23 protein-coding genes and 3 pseudogenes are annotated in these 25,899 nt (G+C 70.3%); 7 read left to right on the top strand and 19 right to left on the bottom strand.

Annotated elements, in window-relative coordinates:
• The 3 genes and pseudogenes from ACZ499_RS13980 to ACZ499_RS13990 form a co-directional block, all read right to left on the bottom strand.
• A partial coding sequence (locus ACZ499_RS13980; RefSeq protein ID WP_468674796.1) for an IPT/TIG domain-containing protein occupies nt 1–747 on the bottom strand: 747 nt, incomplete at its 3' end.
• 548 nt (nt 748–1,295) lie between these two features.
• Nucleotides 1,296–1,568: pseudogene (locus tag ACZ499_RS13985) on the bottom strand (transposase); the annotation flags it as partial.
• A gap of 108 nt (nt 1,569–1,676) precedes the next feature.
• Nucleotides 1,677–2,183 (bottom strand): nuclear transport factor 2 family protein, encoded by a 507-nt coding sequence (locus tag ACZ499_RS13990; protein ID WP_468674797.1) that lies wholly within the window; start codon nt 2,181–2,183, stop codon nt 1,677–1,679.
• A 173-nt stretch (nt 2,184–2,356) separates the two neighbouring features.
• On the opposite strand from ACZ499_RS13990, the pseudogene ACZ499_RS13995 reads away from it, so the two are divergent.
• Nucleotides 2,357–2,798 (top strand): annotated as a pseudogene (locus ACZ499_RS13995) (Tn3 family transposase); the annotation flags it as partial.
• Nucleotides 2,799–2,815: 17 nt separating this feature from the next.
• Here the strand turns inward: ACZ499_RS13995 and ACZ499_RS14000 are convergent.
• Nucleotides 2,816–3,595, bottom strand: a complete 780-nt coding sequence (locus ACZ499_RS14000; RefSeq protein ID WP_468674799.1) for an NAD(P)H-dependent oxidoreductase — start codon at nt 3,593–3,595, stop codon at nt 2,816–2,818.
• Nucleotides 3,596–3,754: 159 nt separating this feature from the next.
• Between ACZ499_RS14000 and ACZ499_RS14005 the strand changes: the two genes are divergently transcribed.
• Nucleotides 3,755–4,603: a helix-turn-helix transcriptional regulator gene (locus ACZ499_RS14005; protein WP_468674801.1), complete on the top strand. Its 849-nt coding sequence runs from the start codon at nt 3,755–3,757 to the stop codon at nt 4,601–4,603.
• Between the two features lie 2 nt (nt 4,604–4,605).
• Here the strand turns inward: ACZ499_RS14005 and ACZ499_RS14010 are convergent, their stop codons facing one another.
• Nucleotides 4,606–5,562, bottom strand: coding sequence for a GlxA family transcriptional regulator (locus ACZ499_RS14010; protein WP_468674803.1), 957 nt, complete (start codon nt 5,560–5,562; stop codon nt 4,606–4,608).
• A 109-nt stretch (nt 5,563–5,671) separates the two neighbouring features.
• Here ACZ499_RS14010 and ACZ499_RS14015 point away from each other — a divergent pair, with 109 nt between their 5' ends.
• Together ACZ499_RS14015 and ACZ499_RS14020 are read left to right on the top strand one after the other, a co-directional pair.
• The gene (locus ACZ499_RS14015; protein ID WP_468674804.1) at nt 5,672–6,604 is read left to right on the top strand and encodes an NADP-dependent oxidoreductase; all 933 of its coding nucleotides are present in this window, start codon (nt 5,672–5,674) and stop codon (nt 6,602–6,604) included.
• Between the two features lie 54 nt (nt 6,605–6,658).
• Entirely contained in the window at nt 6,659–7,333 is a 675-nt protein-coding gene (locus ACZ499_RS14020; RefSeq protein ID WP_468674806.1) for an alpha/beta fold hydrolase, read from the top strand.
• A gap of 71 nt (nt 7,334–7,404) precedes the next feature.
• On the opposite strand, the gene ACZ499_RS14025 is transcribed toward ACZ499_RS14020, so the two are convergent.
• The 3 genes from ACZ499_RS14025 to ACZ499_RS14035 form a co-directional block, all read right to left on the bottom strand.
• Complete coding sequence (locus ACZ499_RS14025; RefSeq protein WP_468674808.1) at nt 7,405–7,947, bottom strand: HEAT repeat domain-containing protein; 543 nt, start codon at nt 7,945–7,947, stop codon at nt 7,405–7,407.
• Nucleotides 7,948–8,217: 270 nt separating this feature from the next.
• Nucleotides 8,218–9,021: a hypothetical protein gene (locus tag ACZ499_RS14030; protein WP_468674809.1), complete on the bottom strand. Its 804-nt coding sequence runs from the start codon at nt 9,019–9,021 to the stop codon at nt 8,218–8,220.
• A gap of 65 nt (nt 9,022–9,086) precedes the next feature.
• The gene (locus ACZ499_RS14035; protein WP_468674811.1) at nt 9,087–9,593 is read right to left on the bottom strand and encodes a SigE family RNA polymerase sigma factor; all 507 of its coding nucleotides are present in this window, start codon (nt 9,591–9,593) and stop codon (nt 9,087–9,089) included.
• Between the two features lie 412 nt (nt 9,594–10,005).
• On the opposite strand from ACZ499_RS14035, the gene ACZ499_RS14040 reads away from it, so the two are divergent.
• Entirely contained in the window at nt 10,006–10,533 is a 528-nt protein-coding gene (locus tag ACZ499_RS14040; protein ID WP_468674815.1) for a hypothetical protein, read from the top strand.
• A 59-nt stretch (nt 10,534–10,592) separates the two neighbouring features.
• On the opposite strand, the gene ACZ499_RS14045 is transcribed toward ACZ499_RS14040, so the two are convergent.
• On the bottom strand, nt 10,593–12,974 hold the full coding sequence (locus ACZ499_RS14045) for a non-reducing end alpha-L-arabinofuranosidase family hydrolase (RefSeq protein WP_468674817.1): 2,382 nt from the start codon (nt 12,972–12,974) through the stop codon (nt 10,593–10,595).
• Between the two features lie 610 nt (nt 12,975–13,584).
• Nucleotides 13,585–15,126 carry a sigma-70 family RNA polymerase sigma factor gene (locus tag ACZ499_RS14050; RefSeq protein ID WP_468674819.1) on the bottom strand — a complete coding sequence of 514 codons (1,542 nt, stop codon included), beginning with the start codon at nt 15,124–15,126 and terminating at the stop codon, nt 13,585–13,587.
• A 677-nt stretch (nt 15,127–15,803) separates the two neighbouring features.
• On the opposite strand from ACZ499_RS14050, the gene ACZ499_RS14055 reads away from it, so the two are divergent.
• The gene (locus tag ACZ499_RS14055; protein ID WP_468674821.1) at nt 15,804–15,959 is read left to right on the top strand and encodes a hypothetical protein; all 156 of its coding nucleotides are present in this window, start codon (nt 15,804–15,806) and stop codon (nt 15,957–15,959) included.
• A 9-nt stretch (nt 15,960–15,968) separates the two neighbouring features.
• On the opposite strand, the gene ACZ499_RS14060 is transcribed toward ACZ499_RS14055, so the two are convergent.
• The 3 genes from ACZ499_RS14060 to ACZ499_RS14070 form a co-directional block, all read right to left on the bottom strand.
• Nucleotides 15,969–16,223 carry a cold-shock protein gene (locus ACZ499_RS14060; RefSeq protein WP_468674824.1) on the bottom strand — a complete coding sequence of 85 codons (255 nt, stop codon included), beginning with the start codon at nt 16,221–16,223 and terminating at the stop codon, nt 15,969–15,971.
• 418 nt (nt 16,224–16,641) lie between these two features.
• Entirely contained in the window at nt 16,642–16,887 is a 246-nt protein-coding gene (locus ACZ499_RS14065; protein WP_468674826.1) for a hypothetical protein, read from the bottom strand.
• Nucleotides 16,888–17,757: 870 nt separating this feature from the next.
• On the bottom strand, nt 17,758–18,672 hold the full coding sequence (locus ACZ499_RS14070) for a hypothetical protein (RefSeq protein WP_468674828.1): 915 nt from the start codon (nt 18,670–18,672) through the stop codon (nt 17,758–17,760).
• A 1,553-nt stretch (nt 18,673–20,225) separates the two neighbouring features.
• Here ACZ499_RS14070 and ACZ499_RS14075 point away from each other — a divergent pair.
• Nucleotides 20,226–20,668, top strand: a pseudogene (locus tag ACZ499_RS14075) (ADP-ribosylglycohydrolase family protein); the annotation flags it as partial.
• Here ACZ499_RS14075 and ACZ499_RS14080 read toward each other — a convergent pair.
• The 6 genes from ACZ499_RS14080 to ACZ499_RS14105 all read right to left on the bottom strand — a co-directional run bounded on the left by ACZ499_RS14080 (nt 20,583) and on the right by ACZ499_RS14105 (nt 25,747).
• Nucleotides 20,583–21,833, bottom strand: coding sequence for an MAB_1171c family putative transporter (locus ACZ499_RS14080; RefSeq protein ID WP_468674830.1), 1,251 nt, complete (start codon nt 21,831–21,833; stop codon nt 20,583–20,585). The pseudogene ACZ499_RS14075 and the gene ACZ499_RS14080 overlap by 86 nt on opposite strands.
• Complete coding sequence (locus tag ACZ499_RS14085) at nt 21,830–22,372, bottom strand: hypothetical protein (RefSeq protein ID WP_468674832.1); 543 nt, start codon at nt 22,370–22,372, stop codon at nt 21,830–21,832. Before ACZ499_RS14085 ends, ACZ499_RS14080 begins: the two co-directional genes overlap by 4 nt.
• Nucleotides 22,373–22,460: 88 nt before the next feature.
• The gene (locus ACZ499_RS14090) at nt 22,461–22,901 is read right to left on the bottom strand and encodes a helix-turn-helix domain-containing protein (RefSeq protein ID WP_468674834.1); all 441 of its coding nucleotides are present in this window, start codon (nt 22,899–22,901) and stop codon (nt 22,461–22,463) included.
• Between the two features lie 1,414 nt (nt 22,902–24,315).
• Nucleotides 24,316–24,549, bottom strand: coding sequence for a hypothetical protein (locus ACZ499_RS14095; RefSeq protein WP_468674836.1), 234 nt, complete (start codon nt 24,547–24,549; stop codon nt 24,316–24,318).
• Between the two features lie 30 nt (nt 24,550–24,579).
• Nucleotides 24,580–24,924 carry a hypothetical protein gene (locus ACZ499_RS14100; protein ID WP_468674838.1) on the bottom strand — a complete coding sequence of 115 codons (345 nt, stop codon included), beginning with the start codon at nt 24,922–24,924 and terminating at the stop codon, nt 24,580–24,582.
• Between the two features lie 607 nt (nt 24,925–25,531).
• Entirely contained in the window at nt 25,532–25,747 is a 216-nt protein-coding gene (locus ACZ499_RS14105; protein ID WP_468674839.1) for a DUF6059 family protein, read from the bottom strand.
• Between the last annotated feature and the right edge of the window lie 152 nt (nt 25,748–25,899).

A 25,899-nucleotide genomic window follows, 5' to 3' on the forward strand; every position in this document is an offset into this window, starting at 1 on the left:
GGTGGGTACGGACACGTAGGTGTAGCCGCCGGGGACGGTGGTGGTGCCGCCGGGGGTGGTGATGGTGACTGCAACGTTGCCGGCGGTGCCTGCGGGTGCGGTTCCGGTCAGGGTGGTTCCGGCATTGTTGACGCCGGTTACGGTCGCTGGGTTGCTGCCGAAGGTGACACTGCTGGCGCCGGTGAGGTTGGTGCCGGTGATGGTGAAAGGGGTGCCGGCGGTGAGGGGGCCGTTGGTGGGGGCGAGGGTGGTGGCGGTGGGTGCGGACACGTAGGTGTAGGCCAGGCTGTTGCTCGTGCCGCCTGTTGTGGTGACCCGTACGGCAACCGCGCCTGCCGCGGCCCCGGCCGGGACGGTGACGGTGAGCTGGCTGTCGGAGAGGACGGTGGGGACGGCGGTGTTGGTGCCGAAGGCCACGCGGGTGGCGGTGGACAGGCCGGTGCCGTTGACGGTGATGGTGTTACCGCCTGCCACAGGTCCCGAGGACACGCTCAGCGAAGTCAGCAACGGTGCGTTCACGTAATAGAAGGGGATGGGGTTGCTGGGGCCGCCGGGGGTGGTCAGCGTCACTCCGACCGCGCCGGTACCGGAGGGGGATATCGCGGTGACCTGGGTCGGTGAAACCTGGGTGAAGCTGGTGGCCGGCTTGGAGCCGAACATCACTCTGGTGGTTCCGGCAATGTTCGAACCCGTGATGGTGACCACCGTGCCACCGCTGGTGGGTCCCTGATTCGGGGAAATAGGCATGACGGCTCTCCAAGCTGGCATGATGAAAGCGGTGTGAGTGGACACCGGCGATCGAACCAGGCATGTGGAATACCCCGCCCTTCCCCGTCAGGTCTGCCGCCTACCGCGAGACGGCCCCCGGCAGGCGGTCAAAGCCGCAGGGACAATCGCGAGCAGCACCCCCACCGAGCATCGCCCCCACGCCATGGCCTGCCCGCACGGAACGGAAAGGACCTCCTGGGGCCACCGCTGCCGGTGAGCACAGTCACAGGCAACTCCCCACAACACCCGACACCGGTACCGGCCCACCCGGCACCGGTCCCGCAAGGACACTCCCTCGGCCGAAATGGTGCCCAACCCGCCCGGCTCCCGCTACATACAATGAATGACCGCCAAATAGGCGACAAGCCCTCTGACGCGACATCACCCGGATGGCCCAGCGCGTGAGGCCACACCCATGCCCCGCACCCACACCCACACCCCAAACCACCCACGCACACCCCCCACCCCACGTCGGGCGTGTAAGCGCGGCCTGTCAATTTAGCGGTGTAGCCAGGGTGGTTGGTTGGTCAGAAGCGGGCTGCTGAGAGGCGCCCGTTGAAGGCGGTGTCGAACGCTTGCAGGGCCTGCTTCCAGCGGCTGGTCCATCGTTTGCGGCCCTTGCCGGTCGGGTCGAGGCTCATCGCCGCGAGGTAGACGCATTTGAGTGCGGCGGCCTCGGTGGGGAAGTGCCCCCGGGCCGTGACAGCCCGGCGGATGCGGGCGTTGAGGGGCTCGATCGCGTTCGTCGTGCAGACGATCCGGCGGATCTCGGCGTCGAACTGCAAGAACGGCACGTTCTCCGAACCAACGCAGCCAGCCTGTAGGGTCCGCGATTGGCGCTCGAGAACGAGGTAATCGACCTCGAACAGAGACGCAAGCAGGGCGCAGGGGCAGCCAACGACGGTGTGTCAGCCGAAGATCGCGGTGGGTTCGCCGGTGAACCAGCTGTTGTCGATGCGGAGCCGGCGGATGACCCAGCGCTCCCCGTCGCGGACCAGGTCGACGTCGTAGGGGTTCTTGAGCAGTGCGTACGTGGTGGGGTCGGCGGTGAGCAGGTGCTGGGCTTCCACCAGGGCGGTGAGCCGGGCGGTGTCACCGTCGACGGTGATCCGCATGTTGGTGACCTGGTGGGTGGTGTCCACCCGGCCGGTGAACATGGCCAGGATGGTGGTGACGATGGTGTCGCGCCCCGACATCAGCGGCGGCTTGGCACCCCACTTGGCGGCGGCCGGACGGAAGTCCAGCTCGGCGTCGGCGGCGAAGGCCGAGGCGAACAGCTCCTTGTCCTTGAGGTCCTGGCCGAGACCGAAGCGGTAGAGCGCGTCGGTGATCTCCGTACGGTCCCGGAGCTCCGCGACCACTGCGTCGTCGTCATGGGCCGGGGCATTGAGGGCGCGGTCGTGGGTGACGTACATGATGTCCTCCTGTGCAGGTCAGGTGTTGTTCCAACGCCTTTGATCATGCTGCAGGCCGGAGGGGGCATCAATGCGCCCCTGTGCAACGATCGTGAAGCCTCGATTAACGATGGAAGGGTGGGGGATGCTGGAGCGACACGAGCCGGAGGCGTTCCTGACACTCGCCGAGGAGCGACCTGCTGCGGACAATCGGCCGCGAAGGGCGGCCGATCCCGGTGGGCCAGGCGTTCGCCGCGTACGGGCGGATCGCCAGGACGCCGCACCTGCTGCGGGTCGTCGACCCGGTCGACGACACCTGCCGGCGGCAGACGAACCGGCAGTTGACCGTCCAGGAGTCGCGGCACAAGCACGCCCGCGACAGCGGGAGCACGACGTCCTGGACGAGGACGTGGCCCGTGTCTCCCCGCCCGAGCACGCCGACCTCAACTGCCCGGGCCCGCTACGGCTTTGCCGCCCGCCCGCCGCGCGAGGGCCTGCGGGCGGCCCCTGCGCGACCCGGCGGCCGTCCGCCTCGACGAGGACGACGTCACAGAGGAGCGATCGGCCGAGTCGGGCGACGTCGGGCGACGCCGGGCGGCACCTCGTCGGGGACGTCGGCCATGGCATCGCCGATGAACTTCGCCGTCCGGCGGTCAGCCGCGCACGTGCAGCCCGAAACCGCTGCGGCCCGCGGGTTCCAGTCCCTCCTTCAGGTGCAGCGAGGGGATCTCGTAGTCGCCGAAGTTCTGCCGCCGGAACGCGATCGGCTGGGTCGACTCCAGGGTGAGCAGGCGCTGTTCCCAGGCCTTGGCGACGTCCGGGTAGTCCTCGTCGGTCATCCGGTCGGTGCTGTACTGCACGAACGGCGGCAGCGCCTCGATGCCCGGGTAGTAGAGGATGCCGTGGTGGATCGGGAACAGCAGATCCTCGATGGGGCCGTTGATCCCGCGAGCGGTGTAATGCGACTCCGGGCCGCCGGCGGTCACCGACAGCAGGGCCTTCCTGCCCGCGAGGGTGCCTTCGCCGAAGCGCTCGCCGTACTTGGTGTCGCTGTGCTCGCCGACGCCGTACGCGAAGTGGTAGGTGAACACCCGGTCGACCCAGCCCTTGAGGATCGCGGGCATCGTGTACCACCACAGCGGGAACTGGAAGATGATCGTGTCGGCCCACAGGAGCTTCTCCTGCTCGGCGCGGACGTCCGGGGTGAGCGCCCCGGCGTCGAAGGCCCGGCCCGAGTCCCGGGCGACCTTCAGCGGACTTGAGGCGTGGGGGCCGTAGTCCGCGGCGTCCACGACCGCCTTCCAGTTCATCGCGTACAGATCGCTCACCCGCACCTCGTGCCCGGCACCCTCCAATGTGGACACCGCGAGGTCCTTCAGCGAGCTGTTGAGCGACTTCGGCTCCGGGTGGGCGTAGACGATCAGCGTCTTCATGGGAACTCCTTGGGATCGGATGCCTTCGACTGCCTTCGATTGCTTTCGATCCTGGGCGCTGCGGCGCCCGGCGTTCAGGGGCACCTCTTCCATCGGACGGGACTTCCTGGTAATGACAGGGCCACCCTTCACGGGCATTGCCGACGCCATACTGGGGGCATGGACGATCTTGCGGGTTTCCTGCGGACCCGGCGTTCCCGGGTTGACCCGGCGGCCGTCGGCATACCCGCCGGCGGCCGCCGCCGGGTCGAAGGGCTGCGCCGCGAAGAGGTCGCGCACCTGTCCGGAGTCAGCGTCGACTACTACGTACGCCTGGAGCAGGGCCGCGCGACCCAGCCCTCCGGACAGGTCCTCGACGCGCTCGCCCGCGTCCTCGGCCTCGACGAGACCGAACGCGGGCACCTCCACCGGCTCGCCCGGCAGCGCCGCCGTCCCGCGAAGGCGCCGGGCGGGCGGGTCCGGCCGGAGCTGCTGCGCGTCCTCGACCTGGTCGACGGCGCACCCGCGCTGATCATGGACCACCGCCTGGACGTGCTCGCCGGGAACCGCCTCGCCGGGCTCCTCTTCGGCCGGCCGATGCCCGGCCTGAACACCGCCCGCCACCTCTTCCTGGAGGAGGCCGAGCGCGGCCTTTACGCGGACTGGGAGACGTGCACCCTCGACGTGGTCGGGCACCTGCGCCTGGCCGCCGGCAAATACCCCGAGGACCCCCGCCTGGCCTCGCTCATCGGCGAGTTGGCGATGGGCAGCGAGCGCTTCCGCCGCCTCTGGGCCCGCGCGGACGTGCGCGCCCGCACCCATGGGCGCAAGGCGTACCGGCACCCGCTGGTCGGCCTCCTTGAACTGCACCAGGAGAACTTCGCACTGCCGGAGGAGTCAGGCATGGAGCTGGTGGTGCTGTCCGCGGCGCCCGGCAGCCCCGCCGAGGACGGGCTGCGCCTGCTCGCAAGCCTGGGCGCGGACAGCGGTGCCGCGCATCCCGCCGTGAACGCTCAGGTCCGTGAGTGAGTTCAGCCGGTGCGGAAGGCCTGGCGGTAGGCCGTCGGTGAGACGCCGATCGCGGTGGACAGGTGCTGGCGGAGGGAGACGGCGGTGCCGAATCCCGCGTGGGCGGCGATCTGGTCGATCTGGAGGTCGGTGGTCTCCAGCAGGCGCCGCGCGTGTTCGACCCGTTGTTGGACGAGCCACCGGCCGGGCGGCATACCCACCTCGTCGCGGAAACGCCGGCAGAACGTCCGTACGCTCATCCGGGCGTGTTCCGCCAAGTCGGCCAGGGAGAGCGGCTGGTGGAGCTGCTCAAGCGCCCAGGTGCGGGTCGCGGCCGTGGTGGCGGTCGTGGGCTGCGGCATCGGGCGCTCGATGTACTGGGCCTGGCCGCCTTCCCGCCAGGGGGGTACCACACACAGCCGCGCCACCCGGTTGGCGATCTCGCTGCCGTGGTCACGGCGTACCAGGTGCAGGCAGAGGTCGATCCCGGCGGCGACCCCCGCCGCCGTGAGCACCTGGCCGCCGTCGACGAACAGCACGTTCGCGTCGACCTGGACCTGCGGGAAGGTCCGCTGGAAGTGGTCGGCTTCGTTCCAGTGCGTGGTGGCGGGACGGCCGTCGAGCAGACCGGCCGCGGCGAGAACGTACGAGGCCGTGCAGATCGACACGATGCGGGAAGCGGCCGGCAGGAGGGCGAGGGCCTGGGCCAGCGCGTCGGGCAGCCAGTCCCGCGTCGCCTCGGGGCCGCAGGTGAAGGGCGGGATGACCAGGGTGTCCGCCGCGCGGAGCGCCTCGCTCCCGTGGGCCACGGTGACGGCGAAGTCGGCGCTGGTGGTGACCGGGCCGCCGTCCAGGCTGCACGTGACGACCTCGTACAACGGCTCGCCGTCGGGCCCGGCGGCGGTACCGAAGATCCTCACCGGGATGCTCAACTCGAAGGGATAGACGCCTTCGAGGGCCAGAACGACGACGCGATGCATGGCAAGATTCTTTCAGAAGCTGTCAATCTTGCCACTCGATCGTGCAGGTGGAATGCGGAAACCTTGATCTCAACGGGCCGCAGGGGCCCGGGGGAACGAGGAGATGACGATGCGCGCGATCGGCCAGGACGGTTTCGGCGGCCCCGACGTACTGAAGGTCATCGAGGTGGACCGCCCGCAGCCCGGACCGGCCGAGGTGCTGGTGCGGGTCCACGCGGCAGGGGTCAACCCGACCGACTCCTGGCACCGCGCCTCCGGCGGGCTCGCCGGCGCCGTGGTCCGGCTCGGCTGGGACCTCTCCGGCGTGGTCGAGGCGGTGGGCCCCGGAGTGACCGTATTCGCCCCGGGCGACGAGGTGTTCGGGCTGCCCCGCCACCCGCTCCCGGCGGGCACGTACGCGGAGTACGTGACCTCCCCGGCCCGGCACCTGGTCCGCAAGCCCGCCGCGCTGACCCACGTCCAGGCCGCCGCGCTGCCGCTGGCCGCGCTCACCGCGTGGCAGGCTCTGGTGGAGGTCGCCGGCATACGCCCCGGGCAGCGGGTGCTCATCCACGCGGCGGCGGGCGGCGTCGGCCATCTCGCCGTGCAGATCGCCAAGGCACGCGGCGCCCACGTGATCGGCACCGCCCGCTCCGCCAAGCACGACTTCCTGCGCGGCCTCGGCGCGGACGAGCTCCTCGACTACACCGAGGCCGACTTCGAGACGGCCCTCGAACCGGTCGATGTCGTGCTCGACGCGATCGGCGGCGAGTACGGGCCGCGTTCGCTGCGCACCCTGCGCCCCGGCGGCGTCCTGGTCTCCCTGGCCTCCCCCGCCGAGGCCTACCTGGCCGAACAGGCCCGTCCGCTCGGACTGCGCGCCGCCTTCATGATCGTGGAAGCCGACCAGACGGGAATGCGGGAGATCGCCGCCCTGGCCGAAGCCGGCCTGCTGCGCCCCCGGATCGACTCGGTGCTCCCGCTGGAGCAGGCGGCCAAGGCCCACGAGCTCGGCGACAGCCGGCGCACTACGGGAAAGATCGTCCTCTCGGTCGCCGACTGACCGCCCCCGCCGCCCGCCCGACCGTTGCCGTCCGCGCCCCCCAGGAGACCCAGCATGACCACCTTCGTCCTCATCCCCGGCGCCTGGCACGGCGCCTGGACCTTCGAACCGCTGGCCCGGCAACTGCGTGAACACGGCCACCACGCCTACCCGCTGACCCTCACCGGAGTCGGCGACCGCAAACACCTCCTCACCGCCACGGTCAACCTCGACACCCACATAGACGACGTGGTCAACGTCCTGACGGACCAGGAGATCTCCGACGCCGTACTGGTCGGACACAGCTACGGCGGCATGGTGATCACCGGCGCCGCCGACCGCGTGCCGGAGCGGGTGGCCGGCCTGGTCTACGTGGACGCCATGGTCCCCCAGGACGGGGACTCCTGCTGGTCCCTGGTCACCGAGCAGGAGCGCGCCTGGTACCTCGACGGCGCGGGCGAGACCGGCTACTCCAGCGCACCGCTCCCGTTCTTCGACCCCCGGGCCACCCCCCACCCGCTGGCCTCCCTGCTCCAGTCGGTCCGCCTTGAGAACGGCCTCGACCGTTACCGGAGCAGGGACTACGTGTACGCCACCGGCTGGGACGGGCAGTCCCCCTTCACCCCGCTCTACCAGCGGCTGCGCGACGACCCGGCCTGGCGCACACACGCCCTGGCCTCCGGCCACAACGTGATGCGGGACGCCCCCGACGACCTGCTGAAGATCCTGCTGGCGGCCTCACACGACTGATCAACCGTGGACAGCGGCCCGCTTGCCGCGTCGCGGCGAAGGGGCCCGTGTCTGTTCGGCTTGTGTGGTGGTCACTTGATGCTGCGGGGAAGCGTCCGCTCGTAGATGCTTCCGCCGGGCGTGAACCAGCCCGCCTTCTTCCGCACTGCGGGGCTCGGGTCGTCGGTGTGGGACGCCTTCAAGGCGGCGCCGGCACACGTATGGGTGTGGACGAACCTGCCGACGAGTTCGGCAGCCCTGGCCCGGACGTGGGGCTCGGGGTCCGAGGCCAGATGGCGCAGCGCGGGTTCGAGGACGCGGTCGGCGCCTGGCGCGCAGGTGTCCCCCTTGCACCGGTCACAAGCCAGCGCGTGGAACGCGGCGATCCTGACGCGGGCGTCCGGGTCGTCGGCCATGGCCACGAGCTCGCCCATCGACTCGGTGTCGACCAGGTGATCAAGCAGGCGGCAGCAGCCCTCGCGGACGGCCGGGTGCTCGTCGCGGAGGCCGGAGCGGATGGAGCTCAGTGCACTCCCGCCGCGTCGCAACAGTTCGCGGTATGCCGCGACGGTCCGCTGAGGATCGCCCAGGCAGGAGACGAGTGCAGGGTTGTCGGTCCTGACGAATCCGAGCATGACCCCAGTCTCAAGTCGGGTGCCCTGCTTCGGCAATGGGATTTTGTTCGCGGTTCAGGCAGGTGGGTCGGGGACGTCGGGCGTGTGACGCCCGGCATGGGAGAGGCGTGAAGTTGTGGGCGCCACCCTTCTCGTTGTGCTTCGGAGATCCGGTCCATCAGGTGCCGCGGATCTCCACAAGCCGGTCTCGTGGGGCGTCCCCGCCGCCGGCCCCTGGTACTGGGACCAGGGGCCGGCGGCAGGCACAACCTCCTTCGGCGTCGCGGTGGCTCAGCCGACGGCGCCGAGGACCGGCGCCCAGGCGACACCGGTGAGTGCGGCCACCGCCTGCTGCTCGGAGAGCGGGGGAGCGGCACGGGTCGGCTTCGGTGTGTCGGCGCCGCTGCCGCCGCCGGTGCTGTTCCACTGCACCATCTGAAGCTGCGCGCCGGTCGACTTCAGGGTCACCGTCACCGTCCAGCGGCGGGCGGTGTCGGTACGGGCCGGGTGTTCGGCCGCGTTCCGCTCCGACATCACCACGGCCCCGCCGGGGACCGCGGCACTGCTCGGCAGCTCGCTCAGCGTGCAGGTGTCGCCTGCGGCACGCGCGGGCGTCTGTTCGCAGCTCAGCCCGTCGCCGTCCCCGAGCGGCAGCTTGAGCCGCACGGCCGAGACGCCCACGAAGGCGGCGCCATGGCCGTCGTCGACGACCAGTTCACCGTTGGCGACCTTCCCGTTGGACGGGTCCGAGGGGTTGTTGCTCTGTCCGGTCACCTGGCTGAACCGGCCCCCGGGGAGCGTCCTCTTCAGGGCCTGGACCATCTGGTCACCGGTGACCGCGGAACGGGGCACGGCCAGCGCCACCGGCTCCATGTCGGACCCGGCGGAGTGGGTCCCGGCGAGCACGCCGGGCATCACCAGGGCGCCTGCCGCGATCACCGCGCAGGCGCCGACCCCGGCCAGGACACCGGCGCTGCGCCGACGCCGGCGGCTCCGCCCGCGCTGGACGGCTCCGCTCAACAGCGCGGTGAGGTCGGGTTCGACGGAGTCCGTCGTACGGTCCAGGGCATGTGCGAGGTCTGCTTCGAACGGCATGGTGGCATCACTTCTCTTTCGCTGAGGGGGTCGTTGCGGCGGCATGGACCTGCGTGCACCGGTGCTCACTGCGGAACCAGATCGGACAGGCTGTCGCCGAGCAGCGCACGCAGCCTGCCGAGTGCCCGGGTGCCCTGCGAGCGGACCGCGCTGCTGCTCAGCCTGAGCATCTGGGCTGTCTCCTCGATGCTGTGGCCCTCCCAGTAGCGGAGCAGCAGCACCGCCCGGTCGCGGGGCGGCAGTTGGCCGAGCGCGTCCAGCAGGGTGAGCCGCAGTGCGGCATCGGGGCCGGACGCCGCGCTGTCGGGCATGTTCCCGACGGGGCGCTCGCCGGTGCTGCGCCGACGCCGCAGGGTGAGGAAGGTGCGGACCAGGACTGTCTGGGCGTAGGCCGCCGGGCTGTCCGCACCGGCCACCCGGCGCCAGTGCACGTACACCCGGCTGAGGGTCTCCTGGACCAGGTCCTCGGCAAGATGCGTGTCGCCCGCCGCGAGTGCGTACGCCGAGCGGTAGAGCGCCTTCGCCCTCGCGGCCACGAACTCCAGGTACGCATCCTCCTGTGCTGATTTCACTCGGTCCCCGCCTGTTCGCTTGCTTCGTGATCCCCGTGCATACCCCTCATGACTACGTGAGACGACAGGATGTCGCGCGGGCGCGAGCTCTTTCTCCTCCCCCATTGACGGTGAGGATGTCCGGGCCATCTGTGTGCCAGTGCCCAGCGGTGACCAGGCGCTCGATGAACCCGCGCCGTCGGATGGCGGTCACCGCGGTCGTACCGGTCGCCAGGGCGCGGCATCCGCCACAGCTGTTCGCCGGTGGCGCGCTGGAATACCCCGAGCGCCTTCAGCACTTCCCACCTTCGGGCTCCGGTGGGCTTCCGGTGCTGGGGTGACGACGTAGAACGCCGCTTCCCCGAAACGCACACCGCACCCCCTGATCATCAGGACCGGCCGCCAGGCCCGGGCTCTCGTCGGCGGCGGGACCGTGTCCGGATCCCCGCGGCCGGTGCCCGCCGGTCGACCGGGGGCCCGCCCGGTGTGCCCCCTGGCCGCTGCCGGGAGAGGGCTGGTCGGGCACGCCAAGGTGGTGCTGCGGCATCAGGTCGCCGACCGTGTGGGGCTGACCGCCGCGCTGGGCCGGCTGTGGCCGGGCGCTGGGAGCGCGGCCCGGCGCGACCGCGCGCATGTGCTGCTGGGCCCGGCGGGCGCGATCGTGCTCGGCGCGAAGAACCTGTCCGAGGCCGAGCAGGTGCAGGTCCACCACCCGCCCTGCTCGGCACTGCGGACCCGGACTCCACCGCACGCCGTGCCCTGGCCGGGCTGGACGAGCCGCAGTTGGACCGGATCGCCAAGGCCCGGTGTCCGCGGTGGCGTCGCAGTGCTGCGGCGTCGTAGTGCTTCGGTCCGTACCCGCGATGAGAGTCCACAGAAGAGAGGAACCCCAGCCGGCGCACGGCTGGGGTTCCTCAAGGCGGTGAGTATCGGTCAGCAGGTGGAGTTACCCGTGCCGTAGACCGCTCGTCTCCGTGGCGGCAGGCCGCCCGGAATCGCGTTCACCGTGGATCGGGCAGGTCAGCGCTGCAGGGTGAGGACACCCGGCCGGTACGGCAGTTTGTCGTAGGGGCCGCTCGCGGTGGGGGACTTGCCCTGGTAGAGGAACTGCAGGTTGCAGGGGTCGATGGTCATGGTCTGGTCGGGGTTGGTGCGGACCAGGTCACCGTGGCTGATGTCGTTGGTCCAGGTGGCACCGCTGTTGGCCTTGCCCGCGAAGGGGTTGGCCTCGCTGGCGGCCTGCGGGGTCCACGTGCCGTTCAGGCTGGAGGCCGTGAACGAGCGGAAGTAGCGCTGCTCATTGGCACCCCGCGCCTCGACGATCATGAGGTACTGGTTCTGGTCCTTGACCTTGTACACCTGCGGCGCCTCGAACAGGTTCTTCACCGTGTCGCTCATGACCGTCGTGTACGACGAGCCGAAGTTGCCGGGGAAGTTCCCGATCGGCATGCTCGCCCGGTAGATCTTGCCGTTGTCACCGGCGAAGAACAGGTACATGTTCTGGTCGTCGGCGATCAGCGTCTGGTCGATCGGGGCGGCGCCCGGGATGCCGCCGGTGAACAGCGGCTGCGGCGCGGACCAGCCGTTGGGGTTGGTGGGGTCGCTCGACGTGCGGTAGATGAAGGGCCACGCACCCCACTGGTACGCCAGCACCCAGATCTTCTTGGGCGCGAAGTAGAACAGCGTGGGCGCCACCGTGGACTGGCTCATCCCGGTCTGGCCGGCCGACGCCATGTCCGACCAGTTGGTGAAGGGCTTGAACGCCATCGAGCCGTACGACGATCCCGACACGTTCGACGCGTAGACCAGGTGCTTGCCGTTGTACACCACGCTGGTGAAGTCCTTCAGCGAGACCCACCCGTTGGCCGGCTGCGCCAGCGCACCCGTCGACTTCCACCGGTACGTCGACGGAAGGGCACAGGTGCCGCCCGTCGGCGCGGGCGTGGTCGGGGTCGACGTCCCGGACGGGCCGGTCCACTTCTGGTTGCCGCCGGACCAGCACGAGTACAGCTGGATCTTGGTGCCGTTGGCGGTGGCCGCGCCGACGGCGTCGAGGCACAGCCCGGACTGGACGCCGGCGATCGTGCCGTTGGTGTTGATGTTCCACTGCTGGCCGGCGCCGCCGTTGCAGTCCCCGATGACCACCGCGGTGCCGTTGCTGGTGCCCTTGGCGTCCAGGCACTTGTTGCCGTAGACCATCAGTTGCTTGCCGGAGGTGTAGGTCCAGCGCTGGTTGGTCTGTCCGTTGCAGTCCCACAGCTGCGCCTGGGTGCCGTTGGCGGTGGTGAAGCCGTTGATGTCGATACAACGACCGGAGGTGGCGCCCTTGATCTCCCCGGTACCGGTACCGGTACCGCCGGTCGTCCCGCCCGGGCCGGTACCGGGAGCGGCCTTGAGGGCGTTCATGACGGCGGTGTAGGCGGCCTTGGGGTTGCCGTTCTTGTCGAACAGCAGGGGGCTTTCGCCGCTGCGCCAGGAGTCGCTGTCACGGATGCCCCATACCGTGATGCCGGTGCACCGGGCCACGGACAGGCAGGCGCCAACCGCGTTGGCGTAGTTGGTGGACGACGCCTGGGCGATGTCCAGCTCGGTGATCTGGACGTCGACGCCCAGGGCGGCGAATTTGGACAGGGTGGTCTGGAAGCTGGACGGCGGGCCGCCGGTGCCGAAGTGGCTCTGGAACCCGACGCAGTCGATCGGCACGCCGCGGGACTTGAAGTCCTTGACCATGCTGTAGACGCCCTGGGTCTTGGCGTCGGTCCAGTTCTCGATGTTGTAGTCGTTGTAGCAGAGCTTGGCCGAGGAGTCGGCCGCCCGGGCGGTGCGGAACGCTTCCTCGATGAAGCCGTTGCCCAGCACGTTCTGGAACACCGAGCTGCGGTGCTGGCCGCTGCCGCCGTCGGCGAACGCCTCGTTGACCACGTCCCAGGCGTAGATCTTGCCCTTGTAGTGGGTCATCTCGGTGGTGATGTGGTTGTTCATCACGCTGCGCAGCGTGTTCGCGTCGCGGATGGAGCTGACCCAGGACGGGAGCTGAGAGTGCCAGACCGTGGTGTGGCCGCGCATGCGCTGGCCGTGTGCCATGGCATGGCTGACGATCTGGTCGGCGGGGCCGAAGTTGAAATTGCCGCGGGACGGTTCGATGGCGTCCCACTTCATCTCGTTCTCCGGGGTGATCATGTTGAACTCCCGGTCCGAGATCGCGGCGTACGTCGAGTCGCCGAGCCTGCCGGCGGCCACGGCGGTGCCGAAGTACCTGCCCGAGGGGGCCGCCTGCGTACCCAGGGATGCGGCTCCGGCGGAGCTGGGCAGGAGCGTCACGACACCGGCCACCACCGCCGCGGCCGACAGTCCTATCGTCAATGTCCGGCGACGCCGGCTGAGCCGGTGCAGGCCCTTCATGATTCTCCTCGGTGGTCGCGGGTCACCCTGGGCGCCGTGATCGTGCGCGCATCGGCCGGTACGGCCCGATGCGTCGCGGGCTGGGTGCGGTGCAGGACGTGGGGCCGTTCCTGCGTACCGGTCGCCCGGGGTTCGTGGGTGTGTCGCGTCATTGGAGGGGCTTTCTTCAGGGGATACGTCAACGGGGAAAGTCGGGGAGCCTGCCACGCCGGCACGCCATGGCGAGCGGCGGGAAGGGCACTCCCATGAAGTGGAGGCTTCCGAACTCGCGGTCTCGTAACGGAAAAGTCGCGCCGGCCGGACGATTGCCCGGTGATGCATCTCGCAGGAAAAAAGCGTTACGCCAAGCCCCGCCGTCTGGTCGTCCCTGGGGAAAGGGCGCGCCGCCCTGAACATCAGTGGAGGTTTTTGGAGCGGTACCGGTGGCGGCTGCGGTGATCGGCCTTCAGGCCGGTCACGGCGAGGCAGCCGTCGACGAATGCGGATCGAAGCCGGATTCCGCGCAGCACCCGGCTCACTGCCGGGTTGAGAACGGCGTGGTACAGGATCGTGGTGCAGGATCACCACCTGTCACTGCGCGACTCGGTCCAAAATGCTCAAGGAGCGGTTCTCAAGCCCAGGCCCTGCGCATGATGAAGGAAGCCTGGCCGGCGAAGGCCCGAGTGCCGTCGGAGCCGTCGAGCCAGATGCCGCCGTCGCGGTGGCGGAGGACCGATCCCGGATAGTTGTGCGCGTGCAGGGTCACCGACCCGGCGGCCGCCCCGGGGCGCGGACAGAAGGTGGCGTCCTCACGGAACAGTTCGCTGCCGTCGTTGGTGCTCAGCCGTAGCCGCAGGTCACGATGGCGCAGATAGCGGCCGTCGGCGGCGCGGAAGGTGACGCACCGTGTGTCGGCCAGCCCCCCGGTGACCGTGAAGGTGACCCGCTGCCGTGTCTGCGCGCTGCTGGACGCGGAGACTCGGCCGAGCGTCGCGAAGTCGCCGGCATACGTGAGGTACAGGGCGGGGGCGTCCACGGACTCCAGCGACTGGGCGCCCAGCGGAACAGTGCCTGGGACGGCGGACGGACTCACCGGGGACGGCGTGGCCGACGTGGTGGTGCGCGACGGGATCGGCGTGGGATGGCCGGCCGTGGGAGCGGCGGTGACGCCGGGCACCCGGTGCGCCGGTTCGGGCCAGGTCGCGTAGGTGGCGGTCCCGGCGATGAGCACCGCGCCGGTGGTGAGGCCCACCAGCGGATGAGCGGTCACCGCGTAGAGTTTGCCGATCAGCGAGCTGTGCAGACTGCCTGCCCCTGTCGCCGTGCCGACGGCGACATGTGCCGTGGCCAGCCCGGCGGCGCTCGTGGCCGTACCCGACAGCAGGCCCTTGGCGGCCAGCGCGGCGATGAGTCCGGCCGGGACGGCCAGTGGCGAGAGGCTGAGGAGCAGTCGTTCGGCGGGAACCCGTTCTGTCGTCGTCGCCATGCAGACCGGGCAGCCGCGGGTGTGCCGCGCGATCCGCTTGCGCCACACCGATGCACGGACACCGTCCCAGCCGACGACGGTCTCGTCCAGCTGCGGACAGCGCGGGTCGGCCTCCAGCGCGGCGACGATCGTCCGGCTCAGTTCCAGCTGCTCGCGCATGCGTTGCAGGCGTACTCCGACGTGGGCGACAGTGAGCCCCATCGCGGCGGCGATGTCGTCACGGCTCAGCGAGCCGGCGCATTCCTGCCACCACAGCGACAGCAGCACCCGATGGTCCGGGTCGAGCCACCGGCCGGCTTCGACAACCTGACGGCGCTCGTCCGACACATGCAGACGCAGGATCGTCACGTCCTCAGGTTCGGCGCCGGCGTCCGGTATCTGGCGTGCCTCGTCGATGACCGTGGTCCGGTCGGCGAAGGCGCGTTGCCGGTGCCAGTGGGTGTTGATCTGGCGGAGCGTGATCGACACCAGCCAGGACCGGAAGCTCTCCGGGGCACGCAGGGCAGGCAGGTCGCGCACCACGCGCAGCAGGGTTTCCTGGACGACGTCGTCGACGTCGGCATGTCCTCTCAGCGCTCGCCCGACGATGTTGTAGAGCAACGGCAGGTACGCGGCGATCAGCTCCTCGCGCGCTCGATCGTCACCGGCCTGCGCCGCGACAACCAGCCCCGCGTGGTCCGCGTCCATGAGCCCCATTCCCGCCCCCCTCACGGGAGTGATCCGCCGAGTACGGCGCCACACCTTAGCGTCGGCAAGGGTATGCGGCCAAAGCCTGTGCCTTGGGCCACTGGACCGGGGCCCGCGCCGACTTGGAGGGCCCGGTACCGCGCGTTGTGGCTTGTCGGTGGTGTTCCCCGGCCGACTCCCACAGATGCCGGCGACGGCTCTCCGCCCTGCCGGCCCTGAACTGACAGACCAACAGCCGTCCCGACGAAGAGCAGGGAGGAGCAGGCAGGTGACCGGGCCAGTGGAACCCGGCGCCCGCCCGAGGCGACAACCGGGCCGTCATCGCGGCATTGACGCGGTTCAGGGCCGACAGAGCACTGACGGCAGGTCAGCCGTACGCGACGCGGGAGCCGTTGCCCATGAGGTGGCCGAACGCGCGGTTTACCGGAACGCGTCGAGCAAGGTCGCTTACACCACGAGGCGGGACACGACCGGAAAAGGGGCACCGCAGAAGAACGGAGTCCCCCATCAGCGAACCGACGAGGACTCATGAACGATCGAGGTCAACGCAGCACAAATGCCAGTTGCTGCAACCATGGCCCCCGCTGCTGTCCGCGGTGCGGACGCGCATCGTCACTGCATCCATCGGCACGCGGGAAACGTGACAATTCCACCCGCTGGTACTGCCGTTACCGCCCGTGCGTGGACGGGGCGGGCTGCCCGGCTGGGCGGTGGTCGAGGCCGAGGTCGCCGACGGCCAGGCCGCCCCGGACGTCCTGTGCCGGCAGATCACGGCACGGGCCCGGACAGGTGCTCAGACCGCGCTCGCGTGGGAGAACCTCTGGGACGCGTGACACCGCTGATCAGGGACAGAAGACCCCCCTGTGCAGCGTCACCGTGTCCGACGGGTTCAAGAGCTGGGTCTCGCTGCGAACCGAACGGTGGATGTTGTCGGCCCGTAGTCCCGCACTGTCCAGAGTGACGTTGAACAAGACCTCCTCACCCTGGCGCAGACAGCCGTCCTTTCCCTGAATGGCCGAGGCTTCCGCCTGAACGTCAGGTCCGGCACCCTCCTGGCTGATGAGACCGATGCCCCGGTCAGGGTCGAACCACTTCACGACACCGCAGGGCGACACAGTTCCCCCTCTCCGCGCTGCTCGGATCCGGAAGCGACACTGTCCGCCCGATCTCCACCGGCGGGCAGGGCGTGAGCAGGGGCGCGGAGCAGCGGACCCCCGCGTGGCTGCAGCCAGCAGGCGCCTATGGGGAACAACGCGCCGTAGCGGCGTGTTCTCGCCGACCGGGCCGGGTGGGTCCGCGTGTCCGATGAGGGCGCGGGCCCGCATACCGGGTCTGGCCGGTGATCGTGGTCCGGTGAGGGCTGGAGCAGGCCCTGACCGAGCCCATGAACTGCCTGCTCCTGGAACTGCGCGGGCACCGTGACCTGACCCCGGGGAGAGACTCGGCTTCGTGAGGTTCCCCGCACTGGCCAAGCGGCGCTACGACGCTTCCTGAGGCTGTTCCACCTGCCGGGCATCACCGTTGGCGCTGCAGAACATCGGCACCTGCGGCGATGACTTCGGCGAGCCGGTTGGCGAAGGCCGCGTTGCATCCTCCGAGCCGGACGAAGCCGTGGCCGGCCACCGGCCCGTCGTTGCTCAGGGAGGGAAGGGTCAGGCCGGCGAGCGCGAGCGCCGCCTGGAGGTTGGTGACAGCCTCGTCGCCGGCCTGGTAGGCGGCGTCCTGGCGCTGCTTGTACCGGATACGTTCGGCGTGGGTCATCTCGTACACCATGTTGCTGACCTCTCGTGGTAGACGTGGGCGTGAGGCGCCTGAGCGCGTGGTGAACGCGGTTCAGCGGGTTGTGCCCATTTGCCGGGTGCGCCAGCCCTTTGCCTGCAAGGTCCGTGGCCGCCGCGACGCTGATCACCTCAGCCGCGGAAGCCAGAAGCCCACGGCCCCGGTACCCGGCAAGGTATGACCTTGGCCGACGGCACGTTGCCCGCGCGTGCCGCAGTGACCGGACGCAGGGTGTGCGGGGATGCGGGGATGCGGGGATGCGGGGGCGCGGGGATGCGGTCCGGACCGCATCGCGGTGGGCGCGCGCCCAGGCCCGGTTCGCGAAAGGACAAGGGCGGGTAGACCTTCGGGCTGAGTATGCGCACCGCCCGTGACCATCGGTTTCGATCTTCGTTTCAAAGGTGCAGGCGAGCACCCCTTCGACGTGTGGGAAGGACCGGGTTGGCCAGGGAGTCAGCGGCTGCTACCGACTCTGCTCTTCGCGGTAGCCGCCCATGGCAGGTCCGACCCTCTTCCGTCGTCCGGCAGTGCCGTCGCCGCTGGGACCCTCGGCCGGCATTCTCCGTCCCGTGCTCGGACGCCGGGCCGCTCTCGCTGATGGCACGACTGTCAACCGGCCGGACCGCACCGACGGTACGCACCCCCGCCCAGCCCTCCTGCGGGAGCGCACTGGCCCTTGCCGAACAGGTGATCGGAGAAAGCCACCGCCCCGCCGACGTGACATCGCGCGTCGTTCCCATGCAGCCGCGTTCCACCACCTTTCCTAGTGACCGGAACACCTTGCCCGAGCCAGGGACCGTGACATGGACTGGCACGAGCGGCACTGCCCCGGGCGTACGGCCGTTATGCGTCTTACCCGAATCCGTGACCGCGGGACGGAGAGTGGACAGCTCTGTTGTCTGCCGCGGGGTAGCCGGGAGGGACACCGACCCGGCTGCGTCCGGGTGCGGCCGTCTGCCTGAGCGGAACGGACGCAGATGGCGTCGGGTTTCGGTGTCGCGGAGCGGCTTGGCGAGGCGGTCGCGTGAGTGTGATCTGGCGGACCAGCTGTTGGAAGCAGGCCAGCGCCGCGACGGCAGGAAGAGCAGACGCCGCCCCGGCGGCGATCGTTCTGGGCGCCTGGGCTACGCACAGGAGCGTGGCCAGGGTGGAGAACAACAAAACGATGCACCAGGAATGGAGCGCGCGGCGCTGGTGCAGAGCGGATCTGAGGATCGACAGGGAGCCGACCAGCCATGGGCCGTAGATCAGCATGGGCCACCAGCTGACCACTGCGCGGGCCGTGTGGGGCGCGGCGCTGTGGCGCAGGGCGTCGCAGATGGCCAGCCCACTGAGGACGCTCACCATGGCGGCGATGGCACCGACCAGCACGGCGGTGAACACACTGCTGGTTTGCAGCAGGGTCGCTACCTGCGACTTCGACTTGCTCCGGCGGTGCGCGCCGGAGGGCGGTGTGGGCGGACGTTCGGCAGCGGCGTGGTCCAGCCCTGCGACCCACCCGCTGGTGCTTGCCGTATCACCGAGGCCGTCGAAGCTGACTCCGGTGAAGGGCTCCGGCTGCCCGGGTGGAGCGCTCTCCTGGAGCAGGATGGCGAGTTCCTCCACCGGATCCCACGCCGGATGCTCCTCGCCGGGCCCGCCGCGCACTTGCCCGGTGGAGGGGTGCTGTACGGGCTCGGGCTGGTCCCAGAACGCGGGGGCCTCCGGCTGGGGGTGGAGACCGTGGATGTCCGGGTACCCGTACGGCTCATACACGGGAGCTGCCACCCGAGCACCCGTCGACAGCCGTTGTGGACGCTGCCGTGTTCCCCAACCGTTTGCCGAACTCGACCTGGATCACGCTCATCGTATGGAGGAAGTCCTCGAAAATCGTAGAAGAGTACCGAAGATCGATTTCCAGGTCTTCGTGACCCAGCGTTGCGTTCCGCGTCTTGCCCCAGCGTGTGGAGGGCGGAGTGAACATCCACTTCCCGATCCGGGTGGCCCCGGAGTGAAAGCTGCCTCCCTGTCCGCCTTCCTCCGCAGTCCTGCGGAGGGAGACGGGTAGCTTTGCTGTCATATTCCATAAACGCTCTCGGTGTTGGTCTGGGTGTGTGCCATCCGGGTGATGGTGGTCGACGAATAAGCGTTGACGCCGTCGTATCGGTTTCCAAACCAGCCAGGAGGGCAGTAGCCGCGCCCCTTTCTCGCGCCGCCACGCCGCGACTCGGAAGGCGATGAGCCGCGGCCGACGCAAGCAGCGCGACGGACCTTCCCCCCGTCCCGCACCGGCAGGGCAGCCACGCGCATGCTCCGAGCGACGGCCCTGCTGCCTGCCGCGGACCTGCGGCGGCGGCTCTCATGCACGGCGGGATCGTCAACGCATATCGCCGGCTCCTGCCGCAGGCCGTCACTCTGTCTGCCCCTCAGCGTTGAGCCCCATCGCAGGCTCCGTCGACTTCGCCGTCCCGCCCGGCGGACGGCCCCGTCGCCCCACGGAAGGGTGCCGACCCTCGGCCTGCGGTCCGCCGGGTCACCCGCCAACCCTCCTTTGGACACCACAAGCCACCGACTGATCATCGGTAAATAGATCGAGATGAGTCGACGTCGGCGGATTACTGCGCATGGCTGCAATCGGGGGAGAGGGCGCAACTCTGCATATGCCTTCGCGTTATGCCGAGGGTCGCCGGGGACCCGGCCCTGCGCATCCCCTTGAACCTCAGCCTTTGAAAGGGCCAGCTGTGGGAGGAATCCTCCTGTGGGTCGTGCTCATTTCTGCCGCAGTAGGCACAATTTGCACCGCACTGACGTCATCCGGGACCGGCCGACTCTGGCACGTGGACACCCTCGAACTGAGGCGCCACCAACGCTTCAAGCACGTCATGTCCCTTCATGTGGACGCCGTCCGGTTGTCCCGTCCGGCAGCCACGGCGCCGGCACGGCCGGGGGAGAAGCTCGTCAGCGTCTCCCCTCGTCCGGGTGCGGAGCCGTTCCGAGTCGTCCATGAGCCGTGTTGGCCACCCCGCACACCAGACCTGGGGCAGAACATCTCGCCGGCAGCCGACCCACCCACTGAACGACTGAAACCTCGGACGGCGGCTCGCCGGCCGCCGCCTCTGCGCCCCCGGGACGATGGCGTCGGCGCGGCTTCCAGAACGCCCCTCGGGCTCCGCGGGCTGCCAGCATCCGAGGGGTGATGCAGGCTCTGGGCCGGGGGAGACCGCGGAGACGGCCTCGGCCGAGTGCCTTGTCGTCGGCGGTGGCATCCCTTCGCGAGCCGTGGCCCGAAGTGCCCGAGGCGGCAGGCTGGTGCACCATCCAATTCCGCACCCCAGTAGGCGTTCCACGAACTCATCCGCGTCACGTTCGAGGACACCGACCCCCTCACTGTGCTCCCCGCCATCCTGACTCTTGTCCGCCGCGGCCACCGCGGCCGTTACGCCACAGTCCTCGCCCCCGACCGGCACCCCGATCAGGCGACCGGGTTCACGGCGGTGCCGTCCGGCCCTGCCTGGGCTCCGCCGTCTGGGTACTGCGCACCACCACCAGCTTCGAAGACGCGATACGCGCGGCAAACGGCCTCGGCGGTGACGCGGACACCGTCGCCGCGGTGACCGGAGGCCTCGCGGGGCGTACTGCGGGCTGGATGAAATCCCCCGCCCACCGGACCCGGCCGCAGCATGTCCCCCTCCGAGGACTCAACGGACGGGTGCTGCACCTGGCAGATCTGCTCCACCTTGCGCTTCGAAGGCTGAACCGGGATCCGGCATGTCGGTCGGGGTGAGGAGCCGTGCCAGACGGCGGGCACTGGGGGAGCGGTAGGCGGCACCGACATGGGTGAGCCAGACGTCCTCGTTTTCGCCGGGGGGAGTGTGCAGCGGGTCCTTGGCCGGCTCGTCCGGCAGCGAAGTGCCGCTCAGCTTGGCCCGGGTGGCGCAGTGCAGCCACAGCGCCGCGGCCAGGGCCTGCTGCCGGGGGCCGGTGAGGCCGGTTCGGGCCGCGGCCGCGAGGGTGCGTTCGTGCAGGGCGGGGGATACGTGAGCGCGCAGGACGAGGGTGGCGTCGCGGATCTCGATGACGCGCCGGTGGAGGAGCAGGTCGGTGTCCTTGCCGGCGAGCAGGTCGTCACGTGCGGTGGGGGGTGTGCCGAGGACGACGTGGGGGACGGCGTCGGTGAGCGCTTGCCAGAGCGGGCGGAGCCGGCGCAGGCGGCGGCGTTGGCCGATGCGCCGCCACAGCGTCTCGCTGGCGGGCAGGGAACTGCCGACCAGGATGGTGAGGATGGCGGTGAACTGCATGATCTCGGCGATGTCCTCGGTGAGGACGTCCGGGGCGAAGCAGCCGGTGCGGCGGTATCCGGCAAGGCAGAGCAGTCGGAAGAGGGTGTAGAGCACGCCGAGGCTGCAGCCGGCCGCCATGGTGCCGAGGCCGGCGCGCAGGAAGCCGCGCGCGGAGTGCTGGAAGGCGTGTGTGAAGAGTCCGGTGGCCAGGGCCATGGCGGTGCCGAGGTAGGCGAACCAGATCGACAGGTATGCGGTGACCAGTGGGCTGTCGGACTGCTGAGGGAGGAAGGGGTCCTCGCCCAGTTGGCGGTCGATGGCGAAGAAAAGGGTGGCGAGCGTGGTCGAGACGGTGAGGGTGAGCAGGAGGTTGGTGCGGGGTGTCAGCAGGCGGGTGCGGTCGTCCGAGACCATTTCCGCGATCCAGGTGAGCAGGAAGCCGATGGCCACGATGCCCGACAGGTGCATGAGCAGGACGGTCAGGTCCGGGATGCCGGTGCCCTGTTCCAGAATGCGGATCGCCCTCGGTAGACGCACCGTCAAGGCGGTGGCCAGTGCGCTCAGGGTGGCCCACAGGGCCTGGGGTTTGCGGCCCTGCCTGACGGAGGGCGCACGCCACAGGACGATGGCCCACAGCGAGGCGACAACCAGTTCTTCCAGCGCAGTCATTTGTGGTTTCCGCGGTGGGCACGACCGAGGCTCTCATGGAGGCGGCCGAGCATGCCTTCGTCGGCGCCGGGTTGGGCGACGGTGCGCAAGGACAGGAGGGAGGCCAGCATCTCGGCTTCCCTCTCCTGGCTGTTGGTGTAGGCGGTGCGGGCCAGGGCGCGCTTGATCAGGGACGGGCCGAGGTCCGGAAGGAGCCTTTCGGCCTCCGAGAGGTCGATGCCGACGCGGTGGTCGAAGAGGATGTGCCCGCACTCGTGGAAGATGATCTGGCCCTGGTGGAGGGGCGACGTGTCGGGCTCGTAGCAGATGTAGTCGGCCTCCTCGGTGGCGAACCAGACGCCGCACGGGGTGCCGAGGCCGCCCGTGCCGGGGAAGGGCTGGACGATGATGGGCCGTCCGCGGCGCTGGGCGAGGCTGTCCAGGAAGGCGCGTGTGTCGAAGGCACGGGGCAGGCACAGGGAGTTGAGCAGGCTCTCGCAGGTGCCCCGCAGCTGCCGCAGGTGGTTGCGCTGCTGTCCTGCGTCGCTCCAGATGCGCATGAGTCTCCCCCAAGCCTCAAAGCGGTTGGGCTCTCTTGCCCGAGCCCGGTTCTGCCGAGACGAGTGTAAGCGGAGAGTGATGCCCTGGTTAATGCATGCCGTCCGACTGCTCCAGGGTGCGCAGGCGGTCGATCATCTCGCCGAGCATCCGCAGGCCCTCGGGCGACAGGTCGTTGGCGCGCAGGGCGAGGTTGCGGATGGCGCCGCCCTTGAGGATCTGCAGGAGGCGCAGCTGCTCGTCCACGCGGCCGGCGACGACGTCGTTGAGGAAGTACTCGATGGGCACCTCGAAGTAGCCCGCGAGCGCCTGGAGGTGGTTGAGGCGCGGGTTGACGGCCTCGCCCCTGTGGAGCTTCCAGATGTAGCTGGGCGAGATGACGCGTTCCCCGGCGGACTCGTCGATCGCGCGGGCGATCTCGCTGTACGACGGGGCCGCGCCGCCCTCAGGAGTGACGATCTTGATGAGGCGGTCGAGCTTGTCGGCCAGTGACGAACGCCCGGCTTTCCCGTCGCCCATGCCGTGTTCCATCACTGCTCCTCCGTTCGTCCGTCCGGTGCCTCGCCGCGGGCCGGGCCTGCGCAGGCTTGGGATGATCTTGCTCTGGAAAGTGGTTTACGTACATGTCGTTTCCATATAGAAACGATCAGTGCCTACAATCAGGTGTGCCTACTGACCATGGGTGCCTGTTCGGGGGGAAGTCAATGGTGTCTGTTTCCCGGTGGAGACATGTGGGTGGGTGTGCCACCCGTCCGGCAGTGCAAGGGGTGAAGTCCCGCATCGCCAACCGCCACAACGGCGTTGCCGTGCTCTCTCGCCCCTGTCCGCCGGAGCCGCTCGTGTCCGACTGAGACCGTGCGATGAGCCCCAACAGCTAGAGGCGAAGCACCGTCGGTTTGCCCGCCGACCGGATCTTCGCCTCTGGCCCTCCAGAATCTCAGCACCGCGGCTACCAACCTGTTCGCTGAGCGTCCTGGATCCCCACACCCCTTCCAACCGGCATGCCGTCGACGCGGCAGGGTTTGAGGTCCTGCCGAGCGGTGACGCATGCCCGCACAGCTGTGGAGACAGTGTCATCGTAGCAATATCCAACGGTGGCGGACCGCTCCTGCCCGCTTCCGGCACACCCTCATACGTGTCCGGGCCGACGGGCGTGGCGCCGCACGAGATCCAGGCGCGTTTCCTGCGCGCCCTGTCACCCCGCCCGTATGCGCGGGTGGCCGCCCCGTCGCCGCACGGTGACTCCTGGCGCAACCAGTACGAACGAAGGGTTCCGCTCACCCAACTCCGCCCGGGGCGGCCCGCCTTGATGCACCTGACGGCCACGCGGCGCGGCGGCCCGCGGCTGCTCCCGTGGGATCTGGACGCGGCGGGATACGGAGCCGCAGCCGCGCGGGCCGACGCGCTGGCCGTGTCGGAGCTCGCCCGGCTCTCGGGGATCTGGCCGGTACCCGTCCGTTCCGGGCCGACCGGTGGCCGCCATGTGTGGCTCGCCGGCGAAGAGCCGTTGCCGCAGCGGCTGGTGGAGCGTTTCATCGCGCTCGCCCGGACCCTGAAGAACCGCGGCATCCTGCCCACCGTCGACGTCGGGCCGTGGACCAACCCCGCGACCGGCGGTGTGCGCCCGCCCGGAGCCGCCCACCGTCTCGGCGGACACGCCGAGTTGGCGGAGCACAGCGTCGACGAGGCGATCGCCGTGCTCGCCACCGGCTCCCCGGTGGCGGCCTTCGACGAGTTCGCCGATCACCTGGAGGCACTCGCCGCCTCCGCCGGCGGCAGGGCCGCGCGGGTCCGTCCCGCCGCCTCCCCGCCCGTGCTCCCGTCCGGCGTTCTCGGCGGCTGCGCCGCGCCGCCACCGCGTAGGGTGGATGTCGACGCGCGCGGCATGCCGAAGCTGCGCGGGGGGCGCCGGGCACCCTCGGAAGCGACCCGGCGGCGGCTTTGTTCACCGCTGCCGCCGCAGGCCGACCACTCCGCCGTCTGCTTCAGCGTGCTGCTGGGACTGGCCCTGGCGGGCTTCAGCCACGGCGACGTGGCCGCACTCGCCGCGTCTGCCCGGAACGCGCCGGGACTCGAATCCCTGCGCACCGAGCGCGCGGACGCCACGGGCGGGCGCCGGCCCCGCCTCTTGGAGGCGGCCGCCCAACTGCTCGAACGCCAGTGGCGGCACGCTGTCCACCGCGCCGCCCGCCTGCCCGCGGGGGCACGCTCACAGGCCGTCCCCACGGGCGACGAAGCGCGGGGCCGCACGGAGGTCGCCGCCGTCGTCGCCGAGTTGCTGTGCCGGATCGAACGGGCCGGTACGCGCCGCTGGTCGCGCCCTTCGGGCCCCGCCGACCACGCCGTCCTGCGGGCCTGGGCCCTGCTGGCCCTGACCACCGGACGCCTGCACATCGACCTCGACGTCCGCCGGGCCGGACAGCTGACCGGGTACTCGCACCAGACCGCCAACGCGGCCATCCGTCGGCTCATCGACGACGGCTGGCTGCGCGAGGAGGTACCCGCCGCCCCCGAACGGCACCGCGCCCGCACCCTGACCCTGGCGGTGGACCACGTCTGCACCGGGCGGCCGAACCATGTCTGCGCCGTCCCGCCCGGCGGTGACGCGGCCGCCGGGGCCACCGGTACGGGCCTGAGGCGCGCGATGGAGGGCGCCCGGCGTGAGGCGGCCAGCGACCTGTGGTCGGAGCTGGGACACCATTGCCTGCGCACGTACGCCCAGTTGCGGACGGGGCCGCGCACCAGCGGCCAGCTCGTGCTGGGCACCGGGTACGCGGTGGCGACCGTACGGAGGCATCTGCGGAGCATGGCGGCGTACGGGCTGATCGAGCGCGACGCGCGCGGGCGGTGGACCCGGGCGCGGGGGCGCGGTCTGCTGGCGCTGGCGGCACGGGCCTCCTCCTGCCACGGGCGGGGTGCCCGGCGCGCGGCCGGCGCCGCGACGGCGGTCGCCGCGCACCGGTGGTGGCGGGAGGAGTGCCGGTGGCTGCGGGCTTCCCGGCGGGACAAGCACTGTTGGCCGGCGCGGCGCCCGTTTCCCCGGCGGGCTGACGGGCGGCCCGACCACGCGCGGGCCCGTGCTGTGGAGGCGGCCCGTCTCGGCGCGTTCACCCCTGGGGGCCAGGGGTCTGACACAAGTGGAGAACGCCCCCCGTGCCCCCTCAGCCCAGCCCGCCGATCTGCTGCCACAACCCCCGCTCGACCGGGGAGAGCTCCAGCTGCGGCACCAGCCGCTCGGGGTGTCCCGGAGGCGGCCCCTGGGGCTCGTCCGCGTCCTCCTGCTGGGTCATCAGACCCAACGGCGCCCCGTAGAAGGCCCCGAGGAACACCAGCCCCGTCACGACGGTCTGCAGGAACGCGCTCAAGGACCTACGCATCGGTGCCCCCTGCGGCCGCGGCGGGCACGGGGACGGACGCGGCGCTCCGGCCGGGTTCGGTGAACACGCGAAGAGACTCCTGACATCGGCATGCCGCCCCATCGGATACGGGCGGGGAAAGGGGTTACGGGATTATGGGATTACGGGGAGAG

The sequence above is a fragment of the Streptomyces sp. NPDC031265 genome (assembly GCF_055570295.1).